Source organism: Paracoccus sp. SM22M-07, from assembly GCF_001887735.1.
Classification (GTDB): Bacteria; Pseudomonadota; Alphaproteobacteria; order Rhodobacterales; family Rhodobacteraceae; genus Paracoccus.
Genome location: NZ_JPKW01000007.1, coordinates 137,582 through 156,779 on the forward strand (window position 1 = coordinate 137,582; position 19,198 = coordinate 156,779).

Consider the following 19,198-nt stretch of genomic DNA (forward strand, 5'->3'; position numbering starts at 1 on the left):
CCTCCGGTCATGGGGTGGCCGCACCCCGTGACGGGGCGCGGCCGGATGCGGGTTTTGGCTTACCAGCTGAAATCGGCGGCGTTTTCGGCATCGACCGTGCGCACGTCGATCGGCACCTCGGTCGGGACCACGCGGGCGCCCCAATATTGCGCCAGCGCCATGCCCAGGCCCACGCGGACCTGGTCGCGCGGGAATTGCGCGGTGGTCTGGATGAAGGCCGTGCCGTCGGCGATGGCCTTGACGGCCTCGGGGGCGCCGTCGACCGAGGTCAGCTTGATGTCGCGCCCCGACCCCTGGATCGCGGCCAGCGCACCCATCGCGCCCCCGTCATTGACCGAAAAGATGCCGGCCAGGTCGGGATGCGACTGGATCATGTTTTCGACGACCCCCAGGGCGACAGACCGGTCCTGACGGCCGTTCTGGGTGTCGACCAGGGTGATGCCCTCATGTTCGTCCAGCGCGGCCTTGCAGCCTTCGACCCGTTCCAGGATCGGAACGACCGGGATGCCGTCCAGGATGGCGACCTCGCCCTGCCCACCCAGAGTCTCGGCCAGATAGCTGCAGGACTGATAACCCGCATCGCGGTTCTTGGAGCCCACGAAGCTGTCAACCGGGCCGTTCGCGTTGGCATCGACGGCGACGACGATCACGCCGCGATCCTTGGCCATGCGCACGGCCGATTCCACGCCCGCGCTGTCGGTCGGGTTCAACAGCAGGATGTCGATATCCTGCTGCAGCATGTCCTCGACATCGGCGATCTGCTTGGCGACGTCATGGCCCGCATCGGTGACGACAACCTCGGCGCCCAGCTGGGCGGCGGCCTCGTTCAGCGCCTCCTGCATGGAAACGAAATAGGGGTTATTCATCTCCTGGAAGGTCATCCCGATCTTCAGGGGACCGTCCTTCGGCGCCGCATCCTGCGCCGTGGCGGCGTGGGCGCCCGCGATGGTCAATGCCGCGATCGAGGCGGTCTTCAGAAACTGTTTCATGTCATTCCTCCCGTTGGTTTTCTGTGGTCAATCCTCCTCCGGTCGCGGCAGGCGCAAGGGCCGGCCACGGTCGAAGGGAATGGGGCAGGTTTCCTGTCAGCCGGCCATGCGGACCGTCTGGTTGGCCGCAAAGGTTGCCCGGAACTCCGAGGGCGACATCTTCTTCAGCTTCAGGAAATGGCGGTTGAAATTGGACAGGTTCGAAAACCCGACCTCATAGCAGATATCGGCGATGCGGGCCTGCGGGTCCGACAGCAGCATGTGGCAGGCCAGATCGATCCGCATCTGGTTGCGATAGCGGACCAGCGTCGTGCCCGTATGCGCCTTGAACGACCTTGAGAACCCGCTGAGCGTCTGACCGGTCAGATCCGCCAGCGTCGTTTCGCTGATCTGGTCCAGCAGGTTTTCGCGCAGATGGGCAAGGGCGCGGTTCATGTCGGAATCCTCGGCCCGTTCCGCATCCAGCACGAAGCTGAGGCTGGCCAGCGTCTGCGACCCCTGGGCATGGGCCAGGATGTCCAGGATCTGGAAGAACAGCCCCAAACGGCGTACGCCCCGCGCCTTGATCAGGTCATGCATCAGCGGCCCGACCGCGCGGCTGGTCTGGTCGCAGAACAGGATGCCCCGGCGGCTGCGGTCCAGCAGATGGCGCAGCGTCTCCATTTCCGGAAAGGCGGCGCGGGCGTTGTCGACCAGGCTTTCGGGAAACTGGATGACGGCGGTGCGGCAGGGGATGATGTCGCCGGGGGTGATGTCGCTGATCCAGTTCTGCGGCAGGTTCGGTCCGGTCATGATCAGCTGGCCGGGGCCGAAATTGCCGAAATGATCGCCGATATAGAATTTGCCATGCGTGGCGACGACCAGATGGATCTCGTATTCGGGGTGATAATGCCAGCGCACCGTGCGGAACGGATAGCCATGCTTCCACGCGGCAAAGGATTCACCCTTGCGGATATGCACAAGCTCCAGATCAGGCTGCATTCTCCCCTCCCTTCCGCGCCAGCCCGGCCCGCAACCGCGGTGCCGTCTCCTCCGTGACGCCTTGGTCGTTTGGTAACACGCAGCCCCGGTCGCATCCACGAGCAGGCCGGTTTTTTTCCGATACTTTTTTGCGGCTGGCCAAGCGCGCCGGGAATGGAACGGGCTATCATTGCTGCATTGCAGCGTGAAAATCGGGCTTAAAAGCCTGTTTCAGCCGGGGATGACCTGTACTTTTCAACCCCTGCCTGTGCTTTTCATATCAGCCCTGCGGCAGATCCTGCCCCAGCTTTTTCAGGCAGCGCAGCAGCGTCGCATGTTCCTGGGGCGTCAGGCGCGCCGCCAGCGCCCGGTCATGGTCGCGCGCGATCGCCGCCAGATCGGCATAGGCCGCCTGCCCCGCCCGCGTCAGGCACAGGACCGCGCGGCGTCGGTCGCCCTGGTCCGTGTCGCGCGTGACGAAGCGCTTGGCCGTCAGGGCGGCCACCGCGCGGCTGATCTTGGTCTTGTGGACCCGCGCCATGCTGCCGATCCGGGTGGCATCCATCGGCCCGAACTGGCCCAGATGCGCCAGGACGCGCCATTCGGTGCGCAGCATCCCATAGCGGTCCTTGTAGATGCGGGCAAAGCCCTGCCCCACATCCTCGGCGGTGTGATTCAGCAGATAGGGCAGGAAATCCTGCAGCCGGAAGGGATCGTCGTCGGACATCGGAAAACCTGTCGCAAGACCGTTGTTGGTTACAAATACAACCATTACCCAGAAAAGGACCCCAGAACAGAGGAACGTCATGGCACCCCAGGACACCATCCCCAACGCGCTGGCCGGATCTGACCCTGCCTACATGCCGGGTTTCGGCAATGATTTCGAAACCGAGGCGCTGCCGGGCGCCCTGCCCCAAGGCATGAACAGCCCGCAAAAGGTCAATTACGGCCTTTACGGCGAACAGCTGTCCGGCACGGCCTTCACGGCGCCGGGGCATCAGAACGAACGGACCTGGTGCTATCGCATCCGGCCCTCGGTCCGGCATCAGGGGCGGTTTTCACGGATCGCGATGCCCTTGTGGAAATCCGCGCCGAACGTCATCGACGATGTGACCAGCCTGGGCCAGTACCGATGGGACCCCGTGCCCCATTCCGATGAGGCGCTGACCTGGCTGACCGGCATGCGGACCATGACCACGGCGGGCGATGTGAACACGCAGACCGGCATGGCGGCCCATGTCTTTCTGGTCACGCAATCGATGCAGGACGCCTATTTCTATTCCGCCGATGGCGAATTGCTGGTCGTGCCCCAGGAAGGCCGGTTGCGTTTCGCCACCGAACTGGGCGTGCTGGATATCGGCCCGCAGGAAATCGCCATCATCCCGCGCGGCCTGGTCTATCGGGTCGAGCTGCTGGAAGGTCCGGCCCGCGGCTTTGTCTGCGAGAATTACGGCCAGAAATTCACCCTGCCCGGACGCGGTCCCATCGGCGCCAATTGCATGGCCAACCGGCGCGACTTCAAGACCCCCATCGCGGCCTTCGAGGACCGCGAGGTGCCCTCAACCCTGACCGTCAAGTGGTGCGGCCAGTTCCACCAATGCGACATCGCCCAAAGCCCGCTGGACGTGGTGGCGTGGCACGGGAACTATGCGCCCGTGAAGTATGACCTGCGGGCCTATTGCCCGGTGGGGTCGATCCTGTTCGACCACCCCGACCCTTCGATCTATACCGTCCTGACCGCCCCAAGCGGGATCGAGGGCACCGCGAATATCGATTTCGTCCTGTTCCGCGACCGCTGGAACGTGGCCGAAAACACCTTCCGCCCGCCCTGGTACCACAAGAACGTCATGTCCGAACTGATGGGCAACATCCACGGTCAGTATGACGCCAAGCCCAAGGGCTTTGTCCCCGGCGGGATCAGCCTGCACAACTGCATGTTGCCCCACGGCCCCGACCGCGCCGCGTTCGAGGCCGCCTCGAATGCCGATCTGGCCCCGCAGAAGCTGGAAAACACCATGTCCTTCATGTTCGAGACCCGGTTTCCCCAGCATCTGACCGAATTCGCCGCCCGCGTGGCGCCCCTGCAGGATGATTATGTCGACTGCTGGGACGGGCTGGACAAAAAGTTCGACGGCACGCCGGGGGTCAAGTGATGGCGCTGCTGCCAAGCTGGGTGGCCGGCGCCAATGATCCGCAGACCGATTTTCCGTTGAACAACCTGCCCTATGGGGTGTTTTCGACCAATGGTGGCGAACCCCGCTGCGGGGTCGCCATCGGCGACATGATTTTGGACGCCAAGGCCGCCGAAGCCGCCGGGCTGACGGGCACGCAAGGGCTGTGCCAGGACGGCGTCTGGAACCCGCTGATGGCGGCGGGGTCGACGGTCTGGGCGCGCTTTCGGCAATCCGTGACCGACCTGCTGGCCCGAGGTTCGCCCCATGCCGATGCGCTGCGCCCCATGCTGCACCGGGCCGCCGATGCCCAGCTGCACCTGCCGCTGCAGGTGGCCGAATTCACGGATTTCTATGCCAGCCGCCAGCATGCGACCAATGTCGGGACCATGTTCCGGGGCGCGGAAAATGCCCTGCCGCCCAACTGGCTGGACATTCCCATCGGCTATAACGGGCGCGCCTCGACGGTGGTGGTGTCGGGGACACCCATCCATCGGCCCAATGGCCAGACCCGCCCCCAGGATGCGCCCCGGCCCGTCTTCGGCCCCAGCAGCCGCCTGGATATCGAACTGGAGATCGGGACCATCATCGGCACCCCGTCCCGCATGGGACAGCCGGTGACGACCGATCAGGCGCGGCAGATGATCTTTGGGCATGTGCTGCTGAACGACTGGTCGGCGCGCGACATCCAGGCCTGGGAATACCAGCCGCTCGGGCCGTTCCAGGCCAAGGCGTTCGCGACATCGATCAGCCCGTGGATCGTGACGACGGCGGCGCTGGAGCCCTTTGCCGTTCCGACCCCGCCCCGCGATCACGACCTGCTGCCCTATCTGTCCGAAGCCACCCCCGGGCTTTTCGACATCACCCTGTCGGTGGCCCTGTCCACGGGCGGCGATCCGCAGATGATCAGCCGCACCAACATGCGCCACCTTTACTATTCCCCCGCCCAACAGCTGGCGCATCACGCATCGTCGGGCTGTGCCATGCGAACCGGGGATCTGCTGGGGACGGGCACGATATCGGGGGATGATCCGGACAGCCTCGGCTCGCTTCTGGAACTGACCTGGGGGGGCGAACGGCCGTTGGCGCTGGCCGATGGGCAGACGCGCCGCTTTCTGCAGGACCATGACACCGTCACGCTGGCCGGTCACGCCCAGGGCGACGGGTATCGCGTGGGGTTCGGGACCTGCACCGGGCGCATCCTGCCCGCCCCCGCCTTCCCCTGAGCTAGAGGTGGTTCAGATCGAAACCGGGATCGTCCTTGACCGTGCGCAGGACGATCTCGGACCGGACCTGGGCCACATGTTCATGCGGCAGCAGATGTTCGTGGATGAACCGTGCAAAGCGTTCCAGATCCAAGGTCCGCAGGTCCAGCACGTAATCGGCATCCCCTGACACCGAAAAGGCCGACCGGACCTCGGTGTGCAGCGACAGGAACCGGGCAAAGCTGCGTTCGCTGTCGCCGCCATGGCGCCGCAGGTTCACCCGCACGATGGCCCGCAGCCCAAAGCCCAGCTTTTCACCATCCAGCCGCGCGCCATAGCCCTGGATCAACCCCGATTCCTCCAGCGCGGCGCGCCGGCGCGAACATTGGGAAGGTGACAGATGCACCAGCCCGGACAGCGCCGCATTGGTCAGCGCCCCGTCCTTCTGCAAGGCCCGCAGGATCGCGATGTCGAATTCATCCAGCGTCATCGGACCTCCGGTTTCCGGCCTTGCCATGCGCCCCAGAAGATTTTCACGCGCAGAAAGCCTGCAAATTGCATCATTCATGCACGATACATGCAGGACGGCACCGGCGCGACCCCGAATACGCAAACAACATGCAGCCCATCGGGCGCATGATGGTGCCAAGTTCAGATAACCGGAGGATATTTCGATGGGCCCTTTCCCGCATGACGCCCCCAAGGCCACCATTTCCGAGGCCAACCCCGCAGGCACCGACGGTTTCGAATTCGTCGAGTTCGCCCATCGCGACCCCGCCGTGCTGGACACGCTGTTCCGTCAGATGGGCTTCGTCCCGGTCGCGAAACACAAGACGCGCGACATCACGCTCTATCGTCAGGGCGACATCAACTATCTGCTGAACGGCGACAAGACCGGGCATGCGGCGCAATTCGTCGAGGAGCACGGCCCCTGCGCCCCCGCCATGGCCTGGCGCGTCGTCGATGCCCAGCATGCGCTGAAGCGCGCGGTCGATCTGGGCGCCACCGAATATACCGGCGACGGCAAATCCATCGACGCGCCGGCGGTCTATGGCATCGGGGGGTCGCTGCTGTACTTCATCGACACCTATGCCGACCGGGGCAGCGCCTATGAGGCGGATTACGACTGGATCGATGCCGTCGATCCCCGCCCCGAGGGGTTTGGATTCTATTACCTGGATCACCTGACCCATAACGTGATCCGCGGCAACATGGACACTTGGTACAGTTTTTACGCCAAGACGTTCAATTTCAAGGAGATCCGCTTCTTCGACATCAAGGGCAAGCAGACGGGGCTGACCAGCCGTGCGCTGACATCGCCCGATGGCAAGATCCGCATCCCGATCAACGAAAGCGCCGACGACAACAGCCAGATCGAAGAATACCTGCGCGAATACAAGGGCGAAGGCATCCAGCATATCGCCATCGCCAGCGACGACATCTATGGCGGCACCGACAAAATCGCCGATGCCGGGATGGACTTCATGCCCGGCCCACCCGCCACCTATTACGAGATGAGCCGCGCCCGCGTGAAGGGCCACGAAGAGCCGCTGGACCGCATGCAGAACCGCGGCATCCTGATCGATGGCGAAGGCGTGGTGGGGGGCGGTCAGACCCGCATCCTGCTGCAGATATTCTCCAAGACGGTGATCGGGCCGATCTTCTTCGAATTCATCCAGCGCAAGGGCGATGACGGCTTTGGCGAGGGCAATTTCCGCGCCCTGTTCGAATCCATCGAGGAAGATCAGGTGCGGCGCGGCGTCCTGAAGGCCGAACCCGCCGAATGAACTGGACCGACCTGTCCTCGGCCCCCACCCCCGGCACGCCGGTGGCGGGGGTGTCCAGCTTGTCGGGCGCACAGGCGGTGACGATCACGACGGCTGCGGGGGACTTCCCCTTGCTGCTGGTCGTGACGGATGCGGGCATCCGTGGCTATGTGAACGCCTGCCCGCATCAGTTCCTGCCCTTGGATTACCGCAGTCCCCGCCTGCTGTCCCAGGACGGCACAAGGCTGATGTGCAGCGCCCATGGCGCGATGTTCGACGCCGAAACCGGAGAGGGCGTGATGGGCGAAGGCATCGGGTGCCGGCTGTCACCCGTGCCCCTGCAGATCCATGACGGGAAGATCGTGATCGGCGCGACGGACTAGGACGCGTTCTGTCGCCCCGATCCGCCACGGAGGCTGGTGCATAACTTTGCCTCCACGGATCGAACGGCGTCGGCACAGTCGCATCAGGCCAATGGTCCACCGATGATCATGACCCGGGCGATTGTCCCTGAAAAACGGCTGCCCAAATTGGGTTCCGGCCCCCGTCAGAACCGAAAACTGGCCCCCAGGCGCAGGTCCTTGCGGGACAGGTCCAGCTGCCCGCCCGAGCCAGGGATCGGGTCGAAATCGGTCTGCGAATATTCCGCGAATGTCGACAAATGCGGGGTCACGCGATGTTCGACCCCCAAGCCCAGGCTGTTGCCCTCGATGTCGCCCTCTGCCTCAGCCGTGCCTGTCATGCGGAACCGTGCCACGTCCTGCCCGGCCAGCGCATAGGACAACCAGTCCCCCGCCACATAGCCGATCCGGCCTACGACACGCCTGTTGCGCGACAGGCTGACATCGGGGTTCTGCAGGATCTGGCCGATCCGCGCATCATCGGCACCCGCGCTGGCACGGCCCGCCTGGTATTCGGCCACCAGTCCCAGGACCAGGTTGCCGTGCTGCCAGTCGCGCCCGACCCGCAGGCCCAGCGCAGATCCGGAAGGCGCGAACAACCGGTCATCGATGCCTTGGCTGTCCAGCAGATCGCGCAGATTGCCATCCGCCGTCATCTCGGCCCTGCTGGCGACCAATGCGCCGCCGACGTGATAACCCGTCCAATCCTCCTGCGCGGCTGCGGGACCTGTTCCCAGCATCAACAGAATAGCGGCCTGATACGCATGTTTCATGGCGGGTCCCGTCCAATGTCTGATAGCCGTCGCCACTCAGACTAGGTCACAAGGGTAAATGGCGGGTTAAGAGGGCACGCGGGGAAACCCCTGACGGGCCAGCGCCGTTGCCTTCCTGCACCGCCACCGGAAAGGCCCGACGATGCCCGACAGACCGATCCTTGTCTTCGACGTGAACGAAACGCTGCTGGACCTGGACAGCCTGGCGCCCGTCTTTGAAGACGTCTTCGGCGACCCTGCCATGCTGCGCGACTGGTTCGCCCAACTGATCCTCTATTCGCAGACCCTGACGATCAGCGGCATGGAAAGCGACTTTCCCAGCCTGGCGGCAGGCACGCTGCGCATGCTGGGTCAGATCCGGAATACACCGGTCAGCCAGGCCCAGGTTTCCGATCTGGCGGCGGCCATTGCCAGCATGCCCGCCCATGCCGATGCGGCGTCCGCGCTGCAACAGCTGCGTGACGCGGGCTTTCGCATGGTCACCCTGACGAATTCGCCCAAGGGCAGCGGTCCCACCGCGCTCGACCGATCTGGCCTGGCACCGTTCTTCGAAGCGTCGTTCAGCGTCCAGCCCAGCGGGTGCTTCAAGCCTGCGCCGCAAACCTATCGGCTGGTCTGCGATGGTTTGGGGGTCGAACCGCGTGACCTCTGCCTTGTGGCATGCCATGTCTGGGACACGATCGGCCTGCAGGCGATGGGCGGCAAGGGCGCGCTGGTCACGCATGGGGTGAACGCACCCTTGCATGTGACGGGTGTGCCGGTCCCGGATCTGGTGGCCCCCACCCTGACGCAGCTGTCCCGCGACATCATGGCGACCTGGGCATGACGGCGGCTGTTCGTTTTCCGCCACAAGACCTGTAACAACGAAAGGGCGCCGGACGTAACGCAACCAAAGACACCGAAAACAGCAAGGCAGACCCATGACCCGCCCCCTGATCTTTGCCCTGCTGGTGCTGGTTGCCGTGGCGGGCTTCCTGGCCATCCCAGACCATCTGACCACGCTGGAGGGAATTCGCGACCAACTGGCCCGCATCGAAGGGTTCCGCAGGGACAATCCGGCCTTGGTGGCGGGGGTCTTCTTCGCGCTTTATGTGGCGGTGGCGGCCTTGTCGCTGCCGCTGGCGGTCTGGCTGACGCTTGGGGCGGGGGCGCTGTTCGGGTTCTGGCAGGGTCTGGTCATCGTTTCGTTTGCCTCAACCATCGGCGCATCGCTGGCCTTTCTGGCTGCGCGTTACTTGTTGCGGGACTGGGTGCGCGCACGGTTCCGCGAAAGGCTGGACCGGATCGAGGCCGGGATCGAACGCGACGGCGCCTTCTACCTGTTTTCGCTGCGGCTGATCCCGGTCTTGCCCTTCTTTGCCGTCAACCTGCTGATGGGCCTGACGCCCATGCCGCTGCTGCGCTTTGCCTGGGTCAGCCAAGTCGGCATGCTGGCCGGGACGGCGGTCTTCGTGAACGCGGGCACGCAGCTGGCACAGCTGGACAGCATTTCGGGCATCCTGTCGCCCGCCGTCATCGCGTCCTTTGCGGTGCTGGCGGCCTTTCCCTGGATCGCACGCGCGGTCATGGGCATCATCCGACGCAGGCGCGTCTATGCCGGCTGGAGGCGGCCCGCGACATTCGACCGGAACCTGGTCGTCATCGGGGCCGGATCGGCGGGGCTGGTCACCGCCTATATCGCCGCCGCCACCAAGGCCCGCGTCACCCTGGTCGAGGCAGGCCCGATGGGCGGCGATTGCCTGAACACCGGCTGCGTGCCGTCGAAAACGCTGATCGCCAGCGCCCATGTCGCCAAGGCCATGCGCGATGCCGACCGCTACGGCATCGAACCCGTCGCCCCGCAGGTCGATTTCCGCGCCGTCATGGCCCGCATTCATGCGGCCATCGCCAGGATCGCCCCCCATGACAGCGTCGAACGCTATGAGAGCCTGGGGGTCGAGGTCCTTCAGGGCCGTGCCCGCCTTGTCGACCCCTTCACCGTCCAGATCGACCTGAACGCGGGCGGCACGCGCCAGCTGACCAGCCGCGCCATCGTCATCGCCACCGGCGCGCATCCGACCATGCCGCCCATTCCGGGGCTGGCCGATTGTGGCGCGCTGACATCCGAAACGATGTGGAACGCCCTGTCGGATCGCGATCAGGTTCCCGCCCGCATCGCCATCCTGGGCGGCGGACCAATCGGGACCGAGCTGGCCCAGGCCTTCGCCCGGCTTGGTGCCGACGTCACCCAGATCGAGGCCGGCCCCCGCATCCTGCCTCGCGAGGACCCCGAGGTATCCGACCTGATCGCGGAGACCCTGCGGGAGGAGGGCGTCCAGATCCTGACCGGCCACAAGGCGATCCACGCAGGCCGGGACGACACCGGGCGCTGGCTGCAGCTGGACCATGACGGTCAGATGCGCCGCATCACGGTGGACGACATCATTGTTGCCGTCGGCCGCACCCCGAACCTGTCGGGGCTGGGGTTGGAGGAGTTGGGCATCCCGACCGACCGGACGGTGCAGACGAACGACTACCTTCAGACGGTCTTTCCCAACATCCTGGCCGCGGGCGACGTGGCGGGCCCTTGGCAGTTCACCCATACCGCCAGCCACCAAGCCTATTATGCCGCGGTGAACGCGCTCTTTGGTGACATCCGGGCCAGCAAGGTCGATGCCCGCGTCATCCCCTGGGCGACCTTCACCACGCCCGAGGTCGCCCGCGTCGGCCTCTCGGAATCCGAGGCGCAGGCGCAGGGCATCAAGGTCACGGTCACCCGCTTTGAGCTGGACGGATCGGACCGCGCCATTGCCGACGGCACGACACGGGGGTTCGTCAAGGTGTTGACCCCCAAGGGCAAGGACCGCATCCTGGGGGCGACCATCGTGGGGGCGCATGCGGGCGATCTGATGGCCGAATTCGTGCTGGCGATGAAGCACGGGCTGGGCCTGTCCAAGATCCTTGGCACCATCCACATCTATCCCACCCTGGCCGAGGCCAACAAATCTGTCGCCGGCGCATGGCGGCGCGCCCATGTGAACCCCCGCCTGACCGCCTTGGCCCGCCGCTTTCACGATTGGAGACGCGGATGATCGACGCCCTGATCCTGCCCACCCAACGCCGCGCCCTGGCCCCGGTGGCCGCCTGGCTGGATGGCCGCGACATTCGCGCCGATCATCTGACACTTGTGGGTTTCGGCTTTGGACTGGCGGGTTTTGCGGCGGTGATCATGGGCTGGTGGCTGCCTGCCTTGGCGATGATCGGGATGAACCGGTTGATGGACGGCTTGGACGGGGCCGTCGCGCGGCTGCAGGGGCCGACCGATCGCGGGGCGTTTCTGGATATCGCGCTGGATTTCATGTTCTATGCGCTGATCCCGCTTGGCTTTGCGCTGAACGATCCGGTCAATGCCCTGCCCGCCGCCGTGCTGATCGCGGCCTTCGTGGGCACCGGATCGTCCTTTCTGGCCTTTGCCGCCATCGCTGCAAAGCGCGGCGACAGCGCCGCCGCCTTTCCCGCCAAGGGCATCTATTATCTGGGAGGCCTGACCGAGGGGTTCGAGACCATCGCCCTTTTCGTCGTCATCTGCCTCTGGCCCACGGCCTTTGCGCCCCTGGCCTATGTCTTTGCCGCCGCCTGCGCGATCACCACCCTGTTGCGGTGGCACATGGGCTGGCGGGCCTTTGCACCCAACGACACGGAAAGACGCTGATGCGACGATCGAAGACCGCCATGATGCTTGCCGCCGGCGCCCTGCTGGCCCTGGCCACCCCTGCCCTTGCGGATTGGGACCAGACCCTGGCCGATGCGCGCGGCCAGACCGTCTATTGGAACGCCTGGGGCGGGGATCAGCGCACCAACGATTTCATCGCATGGGTGGGCGCGCAGACGCAGGACCGCTTTGGCGTCAGCGTCCAGCAGGTCAAGCTGGCCGACACCGCCGAGGCCGTCACCCGCATCCTGTCGGAAAAGGCGGCGGGGCGGAACACCGAAGGATCGGTCGATCTGATCTGGATCAACGGGCCGAATTTCCTGGCGATGAAGGACCAGGACCTTCTGGCCGACCCCTTCCTGTCCGACCTGCCGAATGCACAATACCTGGACCTGTCGCCCGACGCCCCCGCCATGGTCGATTTCACCATCCCGACCGAAGGCCGCGAAAGCCCGTGGCGGCTGGCCCGTTTTGTCTTCATTCACGACAGCGAGCGCGCACCGACCCCGCCCCGCGACATGGCCGGTTTCGTCGCATGGGCAGCGGCGCATCCGGGGCGGATGACCCATCCCGATCCGTCGAACTTCATGGGCGCGACCTTCCTGAAACAGGCCCTGGTCGAGATGGCCCCCGACCCCCAGGCCCTGATGCAACCCGTGACCGATCAGGCCTTTGCCCGACAGACCGCCCCCCTGTGGGACTGGTACGACGCCTTGCGACCCAATCTGTGGCGTCAGGGGCAGGCCTTTCCCGAAAACGAATCCATCCAGCAGCAATTGCTGAACGACGGACAGCTGGACATCGCGATGTCCTTCGATCCCGCATCGGCGGCGGCGGCCATCGAACAGGGGTTGCTGCCCGAGACGGCGCGGGTCTTCGTTCCCGACGCCGGATCAATCGGCAATGTCAGCTTCGTGGCCATCCCCTTCAACGCCGCCCATCCCGAAGGCGCCAAGGTGGTGGCGAATTTCCTTCTGGACCCGCAGACCCAGGCCCATATGCAGGATATCACCGTGCTGGGGTCGTTTTCGGTCCTTGATCCGGACAGGCTGGACCAGGACGTCTTTGCCGACCTGCCCACCGCCCCGGCGCTGCCCACGCTGCAGGATCTGGGTCCGACCCTGCCCGAACCCCATGCCAGCTGGATGACCCGGCTGACCCAGGAATGGGCCGCGCGATACACCAGATAGGACCATCGCGGCCTGACCGCTTGCTGGCACGGATCGTGCTGGGGGCGGTCCTGATGCTGATCGTGCTGCCGATCCTGGCCGGGGTCTGGCAGACCCTGCGCGCGGCCATGGGCCTGATGCCCGCATTGGGGACCACGCAGGCGGGGCTGGACGCCTTTCGCGACCTGATGGCCATCCCGGGCCTGCCGCGTGCCGTGCTGATCAGCCTGTGGACGGGGGTGGCGACGACGGCGCTGTCGCTGGTTCTGGCGGCGGGATGCTGCATCAGCTGGCATGACAGCCGCTGGATGCAGCGCCTGCTGGCGCCGGTGCTGGCCGCGCCCCATGCGGCGCTGGCCATCGGGTTGGGGTTCCTGATCGCGCCGTCGGGTTGGCTGGCCCGGATCGCGGCGCCGCTGGCCGGGTGGTACCTGCCCCCCGACATCGCCAGCGTCAACGACCCCTGGGGGCTGGCGCTGATCCTGGGTCTGACGGCCAAGGAATTCCCCTTCCTGCTGCTGATGATGCTGGCGGGACTGCGGCAGATCCCCCTGTCGCGCCACCTGCGCAGCGCCCGCGCCCTGGGCCTGCCCGAGGCTCATATCTGGCTGACCCTGATCGCGCCGCAGCTGTGGCCGCTGATCCGGTTGCCGGTGCTGGTGGTGCTGGCCTATTCGCTGTCGGTCGTGGATGTCGCGATGATCCTGGGGCCTGCCAATCCGCCGACGCTGGCGGTGATGCTGACGCGGCTTTACGGCGATCCCGACCTGACGCGCCTGCTGCCGGCGGCGGCGGGCAGCGTCCTGCAGCTGGTGCTTGTGGTGGTGGCGGGCCTGGGCGTCGCGGCCCTGCAGCGGGCGGTGCGAACGTGGGGACCAGATTGGGTGGCGCGGGGACACCGCGTGCCGGGGCTGGCGGCCATCACGCGGGTCGCGGTTTTCTGCGGCGCGGTCATGCTGGTGCTGACCATGGCCTCGCTGGCGATGCTGGCGGTGTGGTCGGTGACGTGGCGCTGGTCCTTTCCCGACATCCTGCCCGCCACGCTGTCATGGCGGTTCTGGGGGCGGGCGGGCCAGATCGCGGCGGGCCCGCTGGCGACCACGCTGGTCGTGGCGCTGGCCAGCACCGCCGCGGCGCTGACCGCCGCCATCGCCTGGCTGGAGGCCGAGGATCGCCGCGCCGCCCCCCGTGCCCCCTGGGCCGAGGCGCTGATCTATCTGCCCCTGCTGCTGCCGCAGATCGCGTTTCTTTACGGCTTGAACATCGCGGCCCTTGGGGCGGGACTGCCGCAGGGTGTGGCGCTGGTGATCTGGGGGCATGCCATCTTCGTCTTTCCCTATGTGATGATCGCGCTGTCGGACCCGTGGCGCGCCTTGGACCCGCGCCTGCCCCGCGCGGCCGCCGCCCTTGGGGTGGGACCGTGGCGCATCCTGTGGCGGGTCAAGCTGCCGGTGCTGCTGGTGCCGGTGCTGACGGCCTTCGCCATCGGCATCGCCGTATCGGTCGCGCAATACCTGCCGACGCTGTTTCTGGGGGCGGGCCGCGTCACGACCCTGACGACCGAGGCCGTGACGCTGGCATCGGGGTCCGACCGCAGGGTGACGGGGGTGGTGGCCAGCCTTCAGGCGCTGCTGCCGATCCTGACCTATGGGCTGGCCTTCGCCATTCCCGCCATCGCCTATCGCAACCGCCGCGCCATGGGCGCAAAGGGGTGACCCATGCTTGAACTGCGCCGCCTTCAGATCCAGCGCAACGACATCCCCCTGTTCGCGCCCCTGGACATGCAGGTTCCGGCGGGACAGGTGGCGGTGGTGATGGGGCCGTCAGGCGTCGGGAAATCGACGCTGCTGGACGCGATCGGGGGGCATCTGGCGCGCGGTTTCACCATCAGCGGCGATATCGTCCTGGCGGGGGTGGATCTGGCCGGACAGGCCCCGCAGGTCCGCCGCGTCGGCGTGATCTTTCAGGACCCGGTTCTGTTCCCGCATCTGAACGTCGGGCAGAACCTCTCCTTCGGCATCCCGCGCAGCACCCGCAATCGCCGCGCCCTGGTCGAGGGCGCTTTGCGCGACGCAGGCATGGCGGGCATGGCGGACCGCGACCCGGCCACGCTGTCTGGCGGGCAGATGGCGCGCGTCGCGCTGATGCGCGGCCTGCTGGCGGAACCCCGAGCCCTGCTGCTGGACGAACCCTTCGCCAAGCTGGACACCGCCCTGCGATCCGAGATCCGCGACTTTACCCTGTCCCATATCGCGCAGGCGGGCATCCCGGCCCTGCTGGTCACGCACGACCCGCAGGATGCCGATGCCGCCGCCGGTCCGGTCGTCGTCCTGTCGTCCCCGGCCTAAAGCCCGACCCCGGTATAGCATTCCGCAAACAGCCGCCGCGCGGTGTCGGATGTGGCCAGCGCCTGCAATTCCACCTGCTGCATGCGGCGATCAAAGGCGTCATGGTCGGGAAAGCGGTGTATCATCGTCGTCACCGACCAGGAAAAGCGCACGGCCCGCCAGACACGCTCCAGCGCCTGCGCCGAATATTCATCCAGCCCGCTGTCGTCACCGTCGCGGTAATGCGCGATCAGCGCCGCCGACAGCAGCCGCACATCCGCCAGCGCCAGGTTCAGACCCTTGGCCCCTGTCGGCGGCACGATATGGGCCGCGTCGCCGCAGAGGAACAGATGGCCCCACCGCATCGGTTCGCTGACAAAGCTGCGCAGCGGGGCGATGGATTTCTCGATGCTGGGACCGGTGACCAGATCGGCGGCCACGTCATCGGGCATGCGACGGCGGAATTCGTCCCAGAAGGCGTCGTCGGACCAATCCTCGATCCGGTCGGTCAGCGGGACCTGGATGTAATATCGCGACAACATCGGGTTGCGCATCGAGGCCAGCGCAAAGCCGCGCGGATGGTTGGCATAGATCAGCTCGTCGCGCAGCGGAGGCGTTTCGGACAGGATGCCCAGCCAGCCGAAGGGATAGACGCGCTCATAATCACGGCGCACGTCTTCGGGGATCGCAAGTCGGCTGACGCCGTGGAAACCGTCACAGCCCACGATCATGTCGCAATCCAGCCTGTGGCCCTTGCCGCCCTGATCGAAGGTGACATGGGGTGCATCCCCCGTCAGGTCATGCAGCGCGACATTGTCCACCTGATGCAGATGAGTGGCGCCGATCCTGTCCTGCGCGTCATAAAGATCGCGCGTCACCTCGGTCTGGCCATAGACCATCACGCCCTCGCCGCAGCTTTCGGTGAAATCCACATGGATCATCTGCTGATCATCGGTCAGATAACAGCCGCGATGGGGGTGCCCCTCGGCATGCATGCGCGCGCCCACGTCCGCCTGTTCCAGCAGATCGACGGTCCCCGCCTCAAGGATGCCCGCCCGCACGCGCCCCAGAACATATTCGCGGCTTCGACGCTCCAGCACAACCGTCCCGATCCCGGCCCGGTTCAGCAATTGCGACAGCAACAGGCCCGAAGGTCCCCCGCCGATGATGGCCACCTGTGTGCGCATATTCCCCCCATGGCACCGCTTCCTGCGACGCCCAGATTGCGACGGGGACCAGCGGGACTGAATGGACGATGCGGGCAAATCATGGCACAATCCGGACATGCAGACGCGCTCCATTCCCGCTTGGCAGCTTTACGGCGAACACTCGCCTTTTCCCGACATCCTGCACATGGAACGCATCCGCGACCGGGCGGCGGGGCTGGACTGGCGCATCAGCCCGCATCGCCACGCACATCTGGCGCAGATCTTTCTGCTGGTCGGTGGTCACGCGACGATCGACCTGGACGGAGAGATCAGCCAGCCCGCCCTGCCGCTGACGCTCTTCGTCCCGCCGAACCTGGTCCACGGCTTCACCTTCGCCGCCGGGACCGAGGGCTGGGTCCTGACCCTGCCCGTCGAAAGCCACCCGCTGATCCTGTCCGCCGATGCCGAAATCGGGCCGATGATCGCGGCGCCCGTTTTGGCCACGCCCGCCCCCGACATGCCGGACCAGGTGACGGCGCTGCATGATGTCTGGCTGGGGCAGGCCCCTCTGCGCCACACCCGGCTGCGGGCGATGCTGGCGCAGCTGATCTGCGACGTGGTGCAGGATCATGTGTCGAAGAACACGGTCCTGCCCCCGGCAGAGACCCGCCTTTTGCGCTTTGTCGACTTGATCGCCCTGAACCACACGCGGCATTGGACGCTGGACCGATATGCCGCGCAGATGGGGATGTCGTCGCGCAACCTGGGGCGGCTGTGCCGCGCGCAGACGGGCATGTCGGCCCATGCGCTGATCGAAAGCCACCTGATGCGCGAGGCGACGCGTCTGCTGGCCTATACGCGGATGACGGCGCAGGCGATCGCCTATCAGCTGGGATACCAGGACCCCAGCTATTTCAACCGCCGCTTCCGCAAGGTGATGGGCCTGTCGCCCGGCGCCTATCGCCAGCAGCTAGAGCGCTAGGACGGTCCGCGCGAAATCGCGGGCCTCGGACGGGGCCAGACCCAGCCCCCGCGCGGCCAGCAGGTGGGGCCAATCATGGCCCGGCCATTCGGCCGATGCCAGGGCGGTCAGCTGGATGTCGTCGCGCGCGGCCTGCCCGCACAGGTCCTTGACCCTGGCTGCCGCATCGACACGGTCCAGCCCGATCACCTGGACCAGCGCAAAGCTGAGCGCTTCGGCATGGATGACGCCGTTTCCGGTCTGCAAATCGGCCTGCATGGCGCTGGCATCGGGATGCAGACGCGACAGCAGGTCACCGGCCAGCGACAGCATGCGCCCCGCGCTGACGCACAGTTGCGGCAGGGTCAGCCATTCGGTGAACCACGCCGCCCCGTCGCGCTGCTGGCGGTGCAGGCCCGCGCCGGTCATCACCGCCGCCAGGCCCAGCACCTGACGCGCCAGCGCCGCCAGTGCCGCAGCCGCCACCGGGTTCTGTTTCTGCGGCATGGTCGAGGACCCGCCGCCCCCGCTGATCGTCACCAGCCCCAGACCCGATTGGGTCATCAGCAGCAGATCCTCGGCCATCTTGCCGAGGCTGGCGGCAAGCGAAGCGATCCAGCCGGCAAGCGTCGCCATGCCGCTGCGGTCGCTGTGCCAGGCATGGCCCGGATCGTGCAGGTCCAGCGCCCTGGCCAGATCGGCGCGGACCTGCGCGCCCTGATCGCCCATGGCCGAAAGGGTGCCCGCGGCCCCCGCCAGCGACAGGCGCAGCACGGCGGCGCGCAGGCGGTCCATGTCCCGGCGCGCCTCGATCAGCGGCCAGCCCCATCCCGCGACGACTGCGCCGAAACTCGTGGGTGTGGCCAGCTGGCCATAGGTCCGCGCCCCCATCGGCAGATCGGCATGATCGTCCGCCATCCGCCCAAGCCCGGTCAGCAGGTCGTCAAGCCGCCCCTGCCACAGATCCAGCACGGGGCGCAGCCGCAGGGCCAGCCCCGTGTCCATGATGTCCTGGCTGGTCGCGCCCCAATGCAGGTATTGCGCATGGGGCGCGGGGATGCGGTCGCGCATCGCCTGCACCAGCGCCGGAACCGGCACGCCGTTCCGCGCCGTGGCGGCGGCCAGCGTCGCCGGATCGATCCGCATGTCCGCGCAGGCCGCCGCAATCGCATCGCCCGAGGCAGAGGGGATCATCCCCACCCGGCCCTGCACATCGGCCAGCGCGGCCTCGGTCCGGATCATCGCCGCCAGTTCGGCTTGGGCGGTAAAGGCCCCGGCGGTGGCGGCATCCCCGAACAGGTCGGCATAAAGCGGGTTGTCGGCCGGTCCCGTCATTCGACGATGTTTGCGTCGGTTGCGGCGCGCAGCTGGTCTTGGGTGACGCCGTCGGCCAGTTCGACGATCTTCAGGCCGCCGGGGACGACGTCAAGGACGCCCAGGTTGGTGATGATGCGGTCGACCACGCCCTTGCCGGTCAGCGGCAGCGTGCATTCGCGCAGGATCTTGCTGTCGCCGGCCTTGTTCTGGTGGTCCATCACCACGATCACCCGGCCCACGCCCGCGACCAGGTCCATCGCGCCGCCCATGCCCTTGATCAGCTTGCCGGGGATCATCCAGTTGGCCAGGTCGCCGTTTTC

Annotated in this window: 19 protein-coding genes; 11 read left to right on the plus strand and 8 right to left on the minus strand. The window is 66.4% G+C overall.

What is annotated here, in order from left to right:
• Positions 1-59: 59 nt before the first annotated feature.
• The 3 genes from IE00_RS12100 to IE00_RS12110 all read right to left on the minus strand — a co-directional run bounded on the left by IE00_RS12100 (position 60) and on the right by IE00_RS12110 (position 2,676).
• Positions 60-989: an ABC transporter substrate-binding protein gene (locus IE00_RS12100; protein WP_072297367.1), complete on the minus strand. Its 930-nt coding sequence runs from the start codon at positions 987-989 to the stop codon at positions 60-62.
• Between the two features lie 96 nt (positions 990-1,085).
• The gene (locus IE00_RS12105) at positions 1,086-1,970 is read right to left on the minus strand and encodes an AraC family transcriptional regulator (protein WP_072297368.1); all 885 of its coding nucleotides are present in this window, start codon (positions 1,968-1,970) and stop codon (positions 1,086-1,088) included.
• A gap of 259 nt (positions 1,971-2,229) precedes the next feature.
• Positions 2,230-2,676 (minus strand): MarR family winged helix-turn-helix transcriptional regulator, encoded by a 447-nt coding sequence (locus IE00_RS12110; protein ID WP_072297369.1) that lies wholly within the window; start codon positions 2,674-2,676, stop codon positions 2,230-2,232.
• 79 nt (positions 2,677-2,755) lie between these two features.
• Here IE00_RS12110 and hmgA point away from each other — a divergent pair, with 79 nt between their 5' ends.
• Positions 2,756-4,102, plus strand: coding sequence for a homogentisate 1,2-dioxygenase (gene hmgA / locus IE00_RS12115; protein ID WP_072297370.1), 1,347 nt, complete (start codon positions 2,756-2,758; stop codon positions 4,100-4,102).
• Complete coding sequence (gene fahA / locus IE00_RS12120; protein WP_072297371.1) at positions 4,102-5,346, plus strand: fumarylacetoacetase; 1,245 nt, start codon at positions 4,102-4,104, stop codon at positions 5,344-5,346. Before hmgA ends, fahA begins: the two co-directional genes overlap by 1 nt.
• Before the next feature lies 1 nt (position 5,347).
• On the opposite strand, the gene IE00_RS12125 is transcribed toward fahA, so the two are convergent.
• Positions 5,348-5,815, minus strand: coding sequence for an Lrp/AsnC family transcriptional regulator (locus tag IE00_RS12125; protein ID WP_072297372.1), 468 nt, complete (start codon positions 5,813-5,815; stop codon positions 5,348-5,350).
• A 184-nt stretch (positions 5,816-5,999) separates the two neighbouring features.
• Between IE00_RS12125 and hppD the strand changes: the two genes are divergently transcribed.
• Entirely contained in the window at positions 6,000-7,112 is a 1,113-nt protein-coding gene (gene hppD, locus IE00_RS12130) for a 4-hydroxyphenylpyruvate dioxygenase (RefSeq protein ID WP_072297373.1), read from the plus strand.
• Complete coding sequence (locus IE00_RS12135; RefSeq protein ID WP_072297374.1) at positions 7,109-7,474, plus strand: Rieske 2Fe-2S domain-containing protein; 366 nt, start codon at positions 7,109-7,111, stop codon at positions 7,472-7,474. Before hppD ends, IE00_RS12135 begins: the two co-directional genes overlap by 4 nt.
• Positions 7,475-7,638: 164 nt before the next feature.
• Here IE00_RS12135 and IE00_RS12140 read toward each other — a convergent pair whose 3' ends face one another.
• Positions 7,639-8,265: an outer membrane protein gene (locus IE00_RS12140; protein ID WP_083554340.1), complete on the minus strand. Its 627-nt coding sequence runs from the start codon at positions 8,263-8,265 to the stop codon at positions 7,639-7,641.
• 142 nt (positions 8,266-8,407) lie between these two features.
• Here IE00_RS12140 and IE00_RS12145 point away from each other — a divergent pair, with 142 nt between their 5' ends.
• The 6 genes from IE00_RS12145 to IE00_RS12170 all read left to right on the plus strand — a co-directional run bounded on the left by IE00_RS12145 (position 8,408) and on the right by IE00_RS12170 (position 15,473).
• Positions 8,408-9,091 (plus strand): haloacid dehalogenase type II, encoded by a 684-nt coding sequence (locus IE00_RS12145; protein WP_072297376.1) that lies wholly within the window; start codon positions 8,408-8,410, stop codon positions 9,089-9,091.
• Between the two features lie 94 nt (positions 9,092-9,185).
• Positions 9,186-11,336 (plus strand): FAD-dependent oxidoreductase, encoded by a 2,151-nt coding sequence (locus tag IE00_RS12150; protein ID WP_072297377.1) that lies wholly within the window; start codon positions 9,186-9,188, stop codon positions 11,334-11,336.
• Positions 11,333-11,956 (plus strand): CDP-alcohol phosphatidyltransferase family protein, encoded by a 624-nt coding sequence (locus tag IE00_RS12155; RefSeq protein WP_072297378.1) that lies wholly within the window; start codon positions 11,333-11,335, stop codon positions 11,954-11,956. Before IE00_RS12150 ends, IE00_RS12155 begins: the two co-directional genes overlap by 4 nt.
• Positions 11,956-13,146, plus strand: coding sequence for an ABC transporter substrate-binding protein (locus IE00_RS12160; protein WP_072297379.1), 1,191 nt, complete (start codon positions 11,956-11,958; stop codon positions 13,144-13,146). Before IE00_RS12155 ends, IE00_RS12160 begins: the two co-directional genes overlap by 1 nt.
• Before the next feature lie 20 nt (positions 13,147-13,166).
• Positions 13,167-14,840, plus strand: a complete 1,674-nt coding sequence (locus tag IE00_RS12165) for an ABC transporter permease (protein ID WP_240493876.1) — start codon at positions 13,167-13,169, stop codon at positions 14,838-14,840.
• A gap of 3 nt (positions 14,841-14,843) precedes the next feature.
• Positions 14,844-15,473 carry an ATP-binding cassette domain-containing protein gene (locus IE00_RS12170; protein ID WP_072297380.1) on the plus strand — a complete coding sequence of 210 codons (630 nt, stop codon included), beginning with the start codon at positions 14,844-14,846 and terminating at the stop codon, positions 15,471-15,473.
• Here IE00_RS12170 and pobA read toward each other — a convergent pair.
• On the minus strand, positions 15,470-16,639 hold the full coding sequence (gene pobA, locus IE00_RS12175) for a 4-hydroxybenzoate 3-monooxygenase (protein WP_072297381.1): 1,170 nt from the start codon (positions 16,637-16,639) through the stop codon (positions 15,470-15,472). The two genes, IE00_RS12170 and pobA, sit on opposite strands and share 4 nt — an antisense overlap.
• A gap of 97 nt (positions 16,640-16,736) precedes the next feature.
• Here pobA and IE00_RS12180 point away from each other — a divergent pair, with 97 nt between their 5' ends.
• Positions 16,737-17,582: a helix-turn-helix domain-containing protein gene (locus tag IE00_RS12180; protein WP_170864143.1), complete on the plus strand. Its 846-nt coding sequence runs from the start codon at positions 16,737-16,739 to the stop codon at positions 17,580-17,582.
• On the opposite strand, the gene IE00_RS12185 is transcribed toward IE00_RS12180, so the two are convergent.
• Positions 17,571-18,896, minus strand: coding sequence for a lyase family protein (locus IE00_RS12185; protein WP_072297383.1), 1,326 nt, complete (start codon positions 18,894-18,896; stop codon positions 17,571-17,573). The two genes, IE00_RS12180 and IE00_RS12185, sit on opposite strands and share 12 nt — an antisense overlap.
• Positions 18,893-19,198, minus strand: a 306-nt coding sequence (locus IE00_RS12190; RefSeq protein ID WP_305790323.1) for a CoA-transferase, incomplete at its 5' end; no start/stop codon positions are given. The genes IE00_RS12190 and IE00_RS12185, both read right to left, overlap by 4 nt.

Coding starts and splice junctions, on each gene's coding strand:
- IE00_RS12100 (WP_072297367.1), bottom strand. CDS start 989: ATGAAACAGTTTCTGAAGACCGCCTCGATCGCGGCATTGACCATCGCG.
- IE00_RS12105 (WP_072297368.1), bottom strand. CDS start 1,970: ATGCAGCCTGATCTGGAGCTTGTGCATATCCGCAAGGGTGAATCCTTT.
- IE00_RS12110 (WP_072297369.1), bottom strand. CDS start 2,676: ATGTCCGACGACGATCCCTTCCGGCTGCAGGATTTCCTGCCCTATCTG.
- hmgA (WP_072297370.1), top strand. CDS start 2,756: ATGGCACCCCAGGACACCATCCCCAACGCGCTGGCCGGATCTGACCCT.
- fahA (WP_072297371.1), top strand. CDS start 4,102: ATGGCGCTGCTGCCAAGCTGGGTGGCCGGCGCCAATGATCCGCAGACC.
- IE00_RS12125 (WP_072297372.1), bottom strand. CDS start 5,815: ATGACGCTGGATGAATTCGACATCGCGATCCTGCGGGCCTTGCAGAAG.
- hppD (WP_072297373.1), top strand. CDS start 6,000: ATGGGCCCTTTCCCGCATGACGCCCCCAAGGCCACCATTTCCGAGGCC.
- IE00_RS12135 (WP_072297374.1), top strand. CDS start 7,109: ATGAACTGGACCGACCTGTCCTCGGCCCCCACCCCCGGCACGCCGGTG.
- IE00_RS12140 (WP_083554340.1), bottom strand. CDS start 8,265: ATGAAACATGCGTATCAGGCCGCTATTCTGTTGATGCTGGGAACAGGT.
- IE00_RS12145 (WP_072297376.1), top strand. CDS start 8,408: ATGCCCGACAGACCGATCCTTGTCTTCGACGTGAACGAAACGCTGCTG.
- IE00_RS12150 (WP_072297377.1), top strand. CDS start 9,186: ATGACCCGCCCCCTGATCTTTGCCCTGCTGGTGCTGGTTGCCGTGGCG.
- IE00_RS12155 (WP_072297378.1), top strand. CDS start 11,333: ATGATCGACGCCCTGATCCTGCCCACCCAACGCCGCGCCCTGGCCCCG.
- IE00_RS12160 (WP_072297379.1), top strand. CDS start 11,956: ATGCGACGATCGAAGACCGCCATGATGCTTGCCGCCGGCGCCCTGCTG.
- IE00_RS12170 (WP_072297380.1), top strand. CDS start 14,844: ATGCTTGAACTGCGCCGCCTTCAGATCCAGCGCAACGACATCCCCCTG.
- pobA (WP_072297381.1), bottom strand. CDS start 16,639: ATGCGCACACAGGTGGCCATCATCGGCGGGGGACCTTCGGGCCTGTTG.
- IE00_RS12180 (WP_170864143.1), top strand. CDS start 16,737: ATGCAGACGCGCTCCATTCCCGCTTGGCAGCTTTACGGCGAACACTCG.
- IE00_RS12185 (WP_072297383.1), bottom strand. CDS start 18,896: ATGACGGGACCGGCCGACAACCCGCTTTATGCCGACCTGTTCGGGGAT.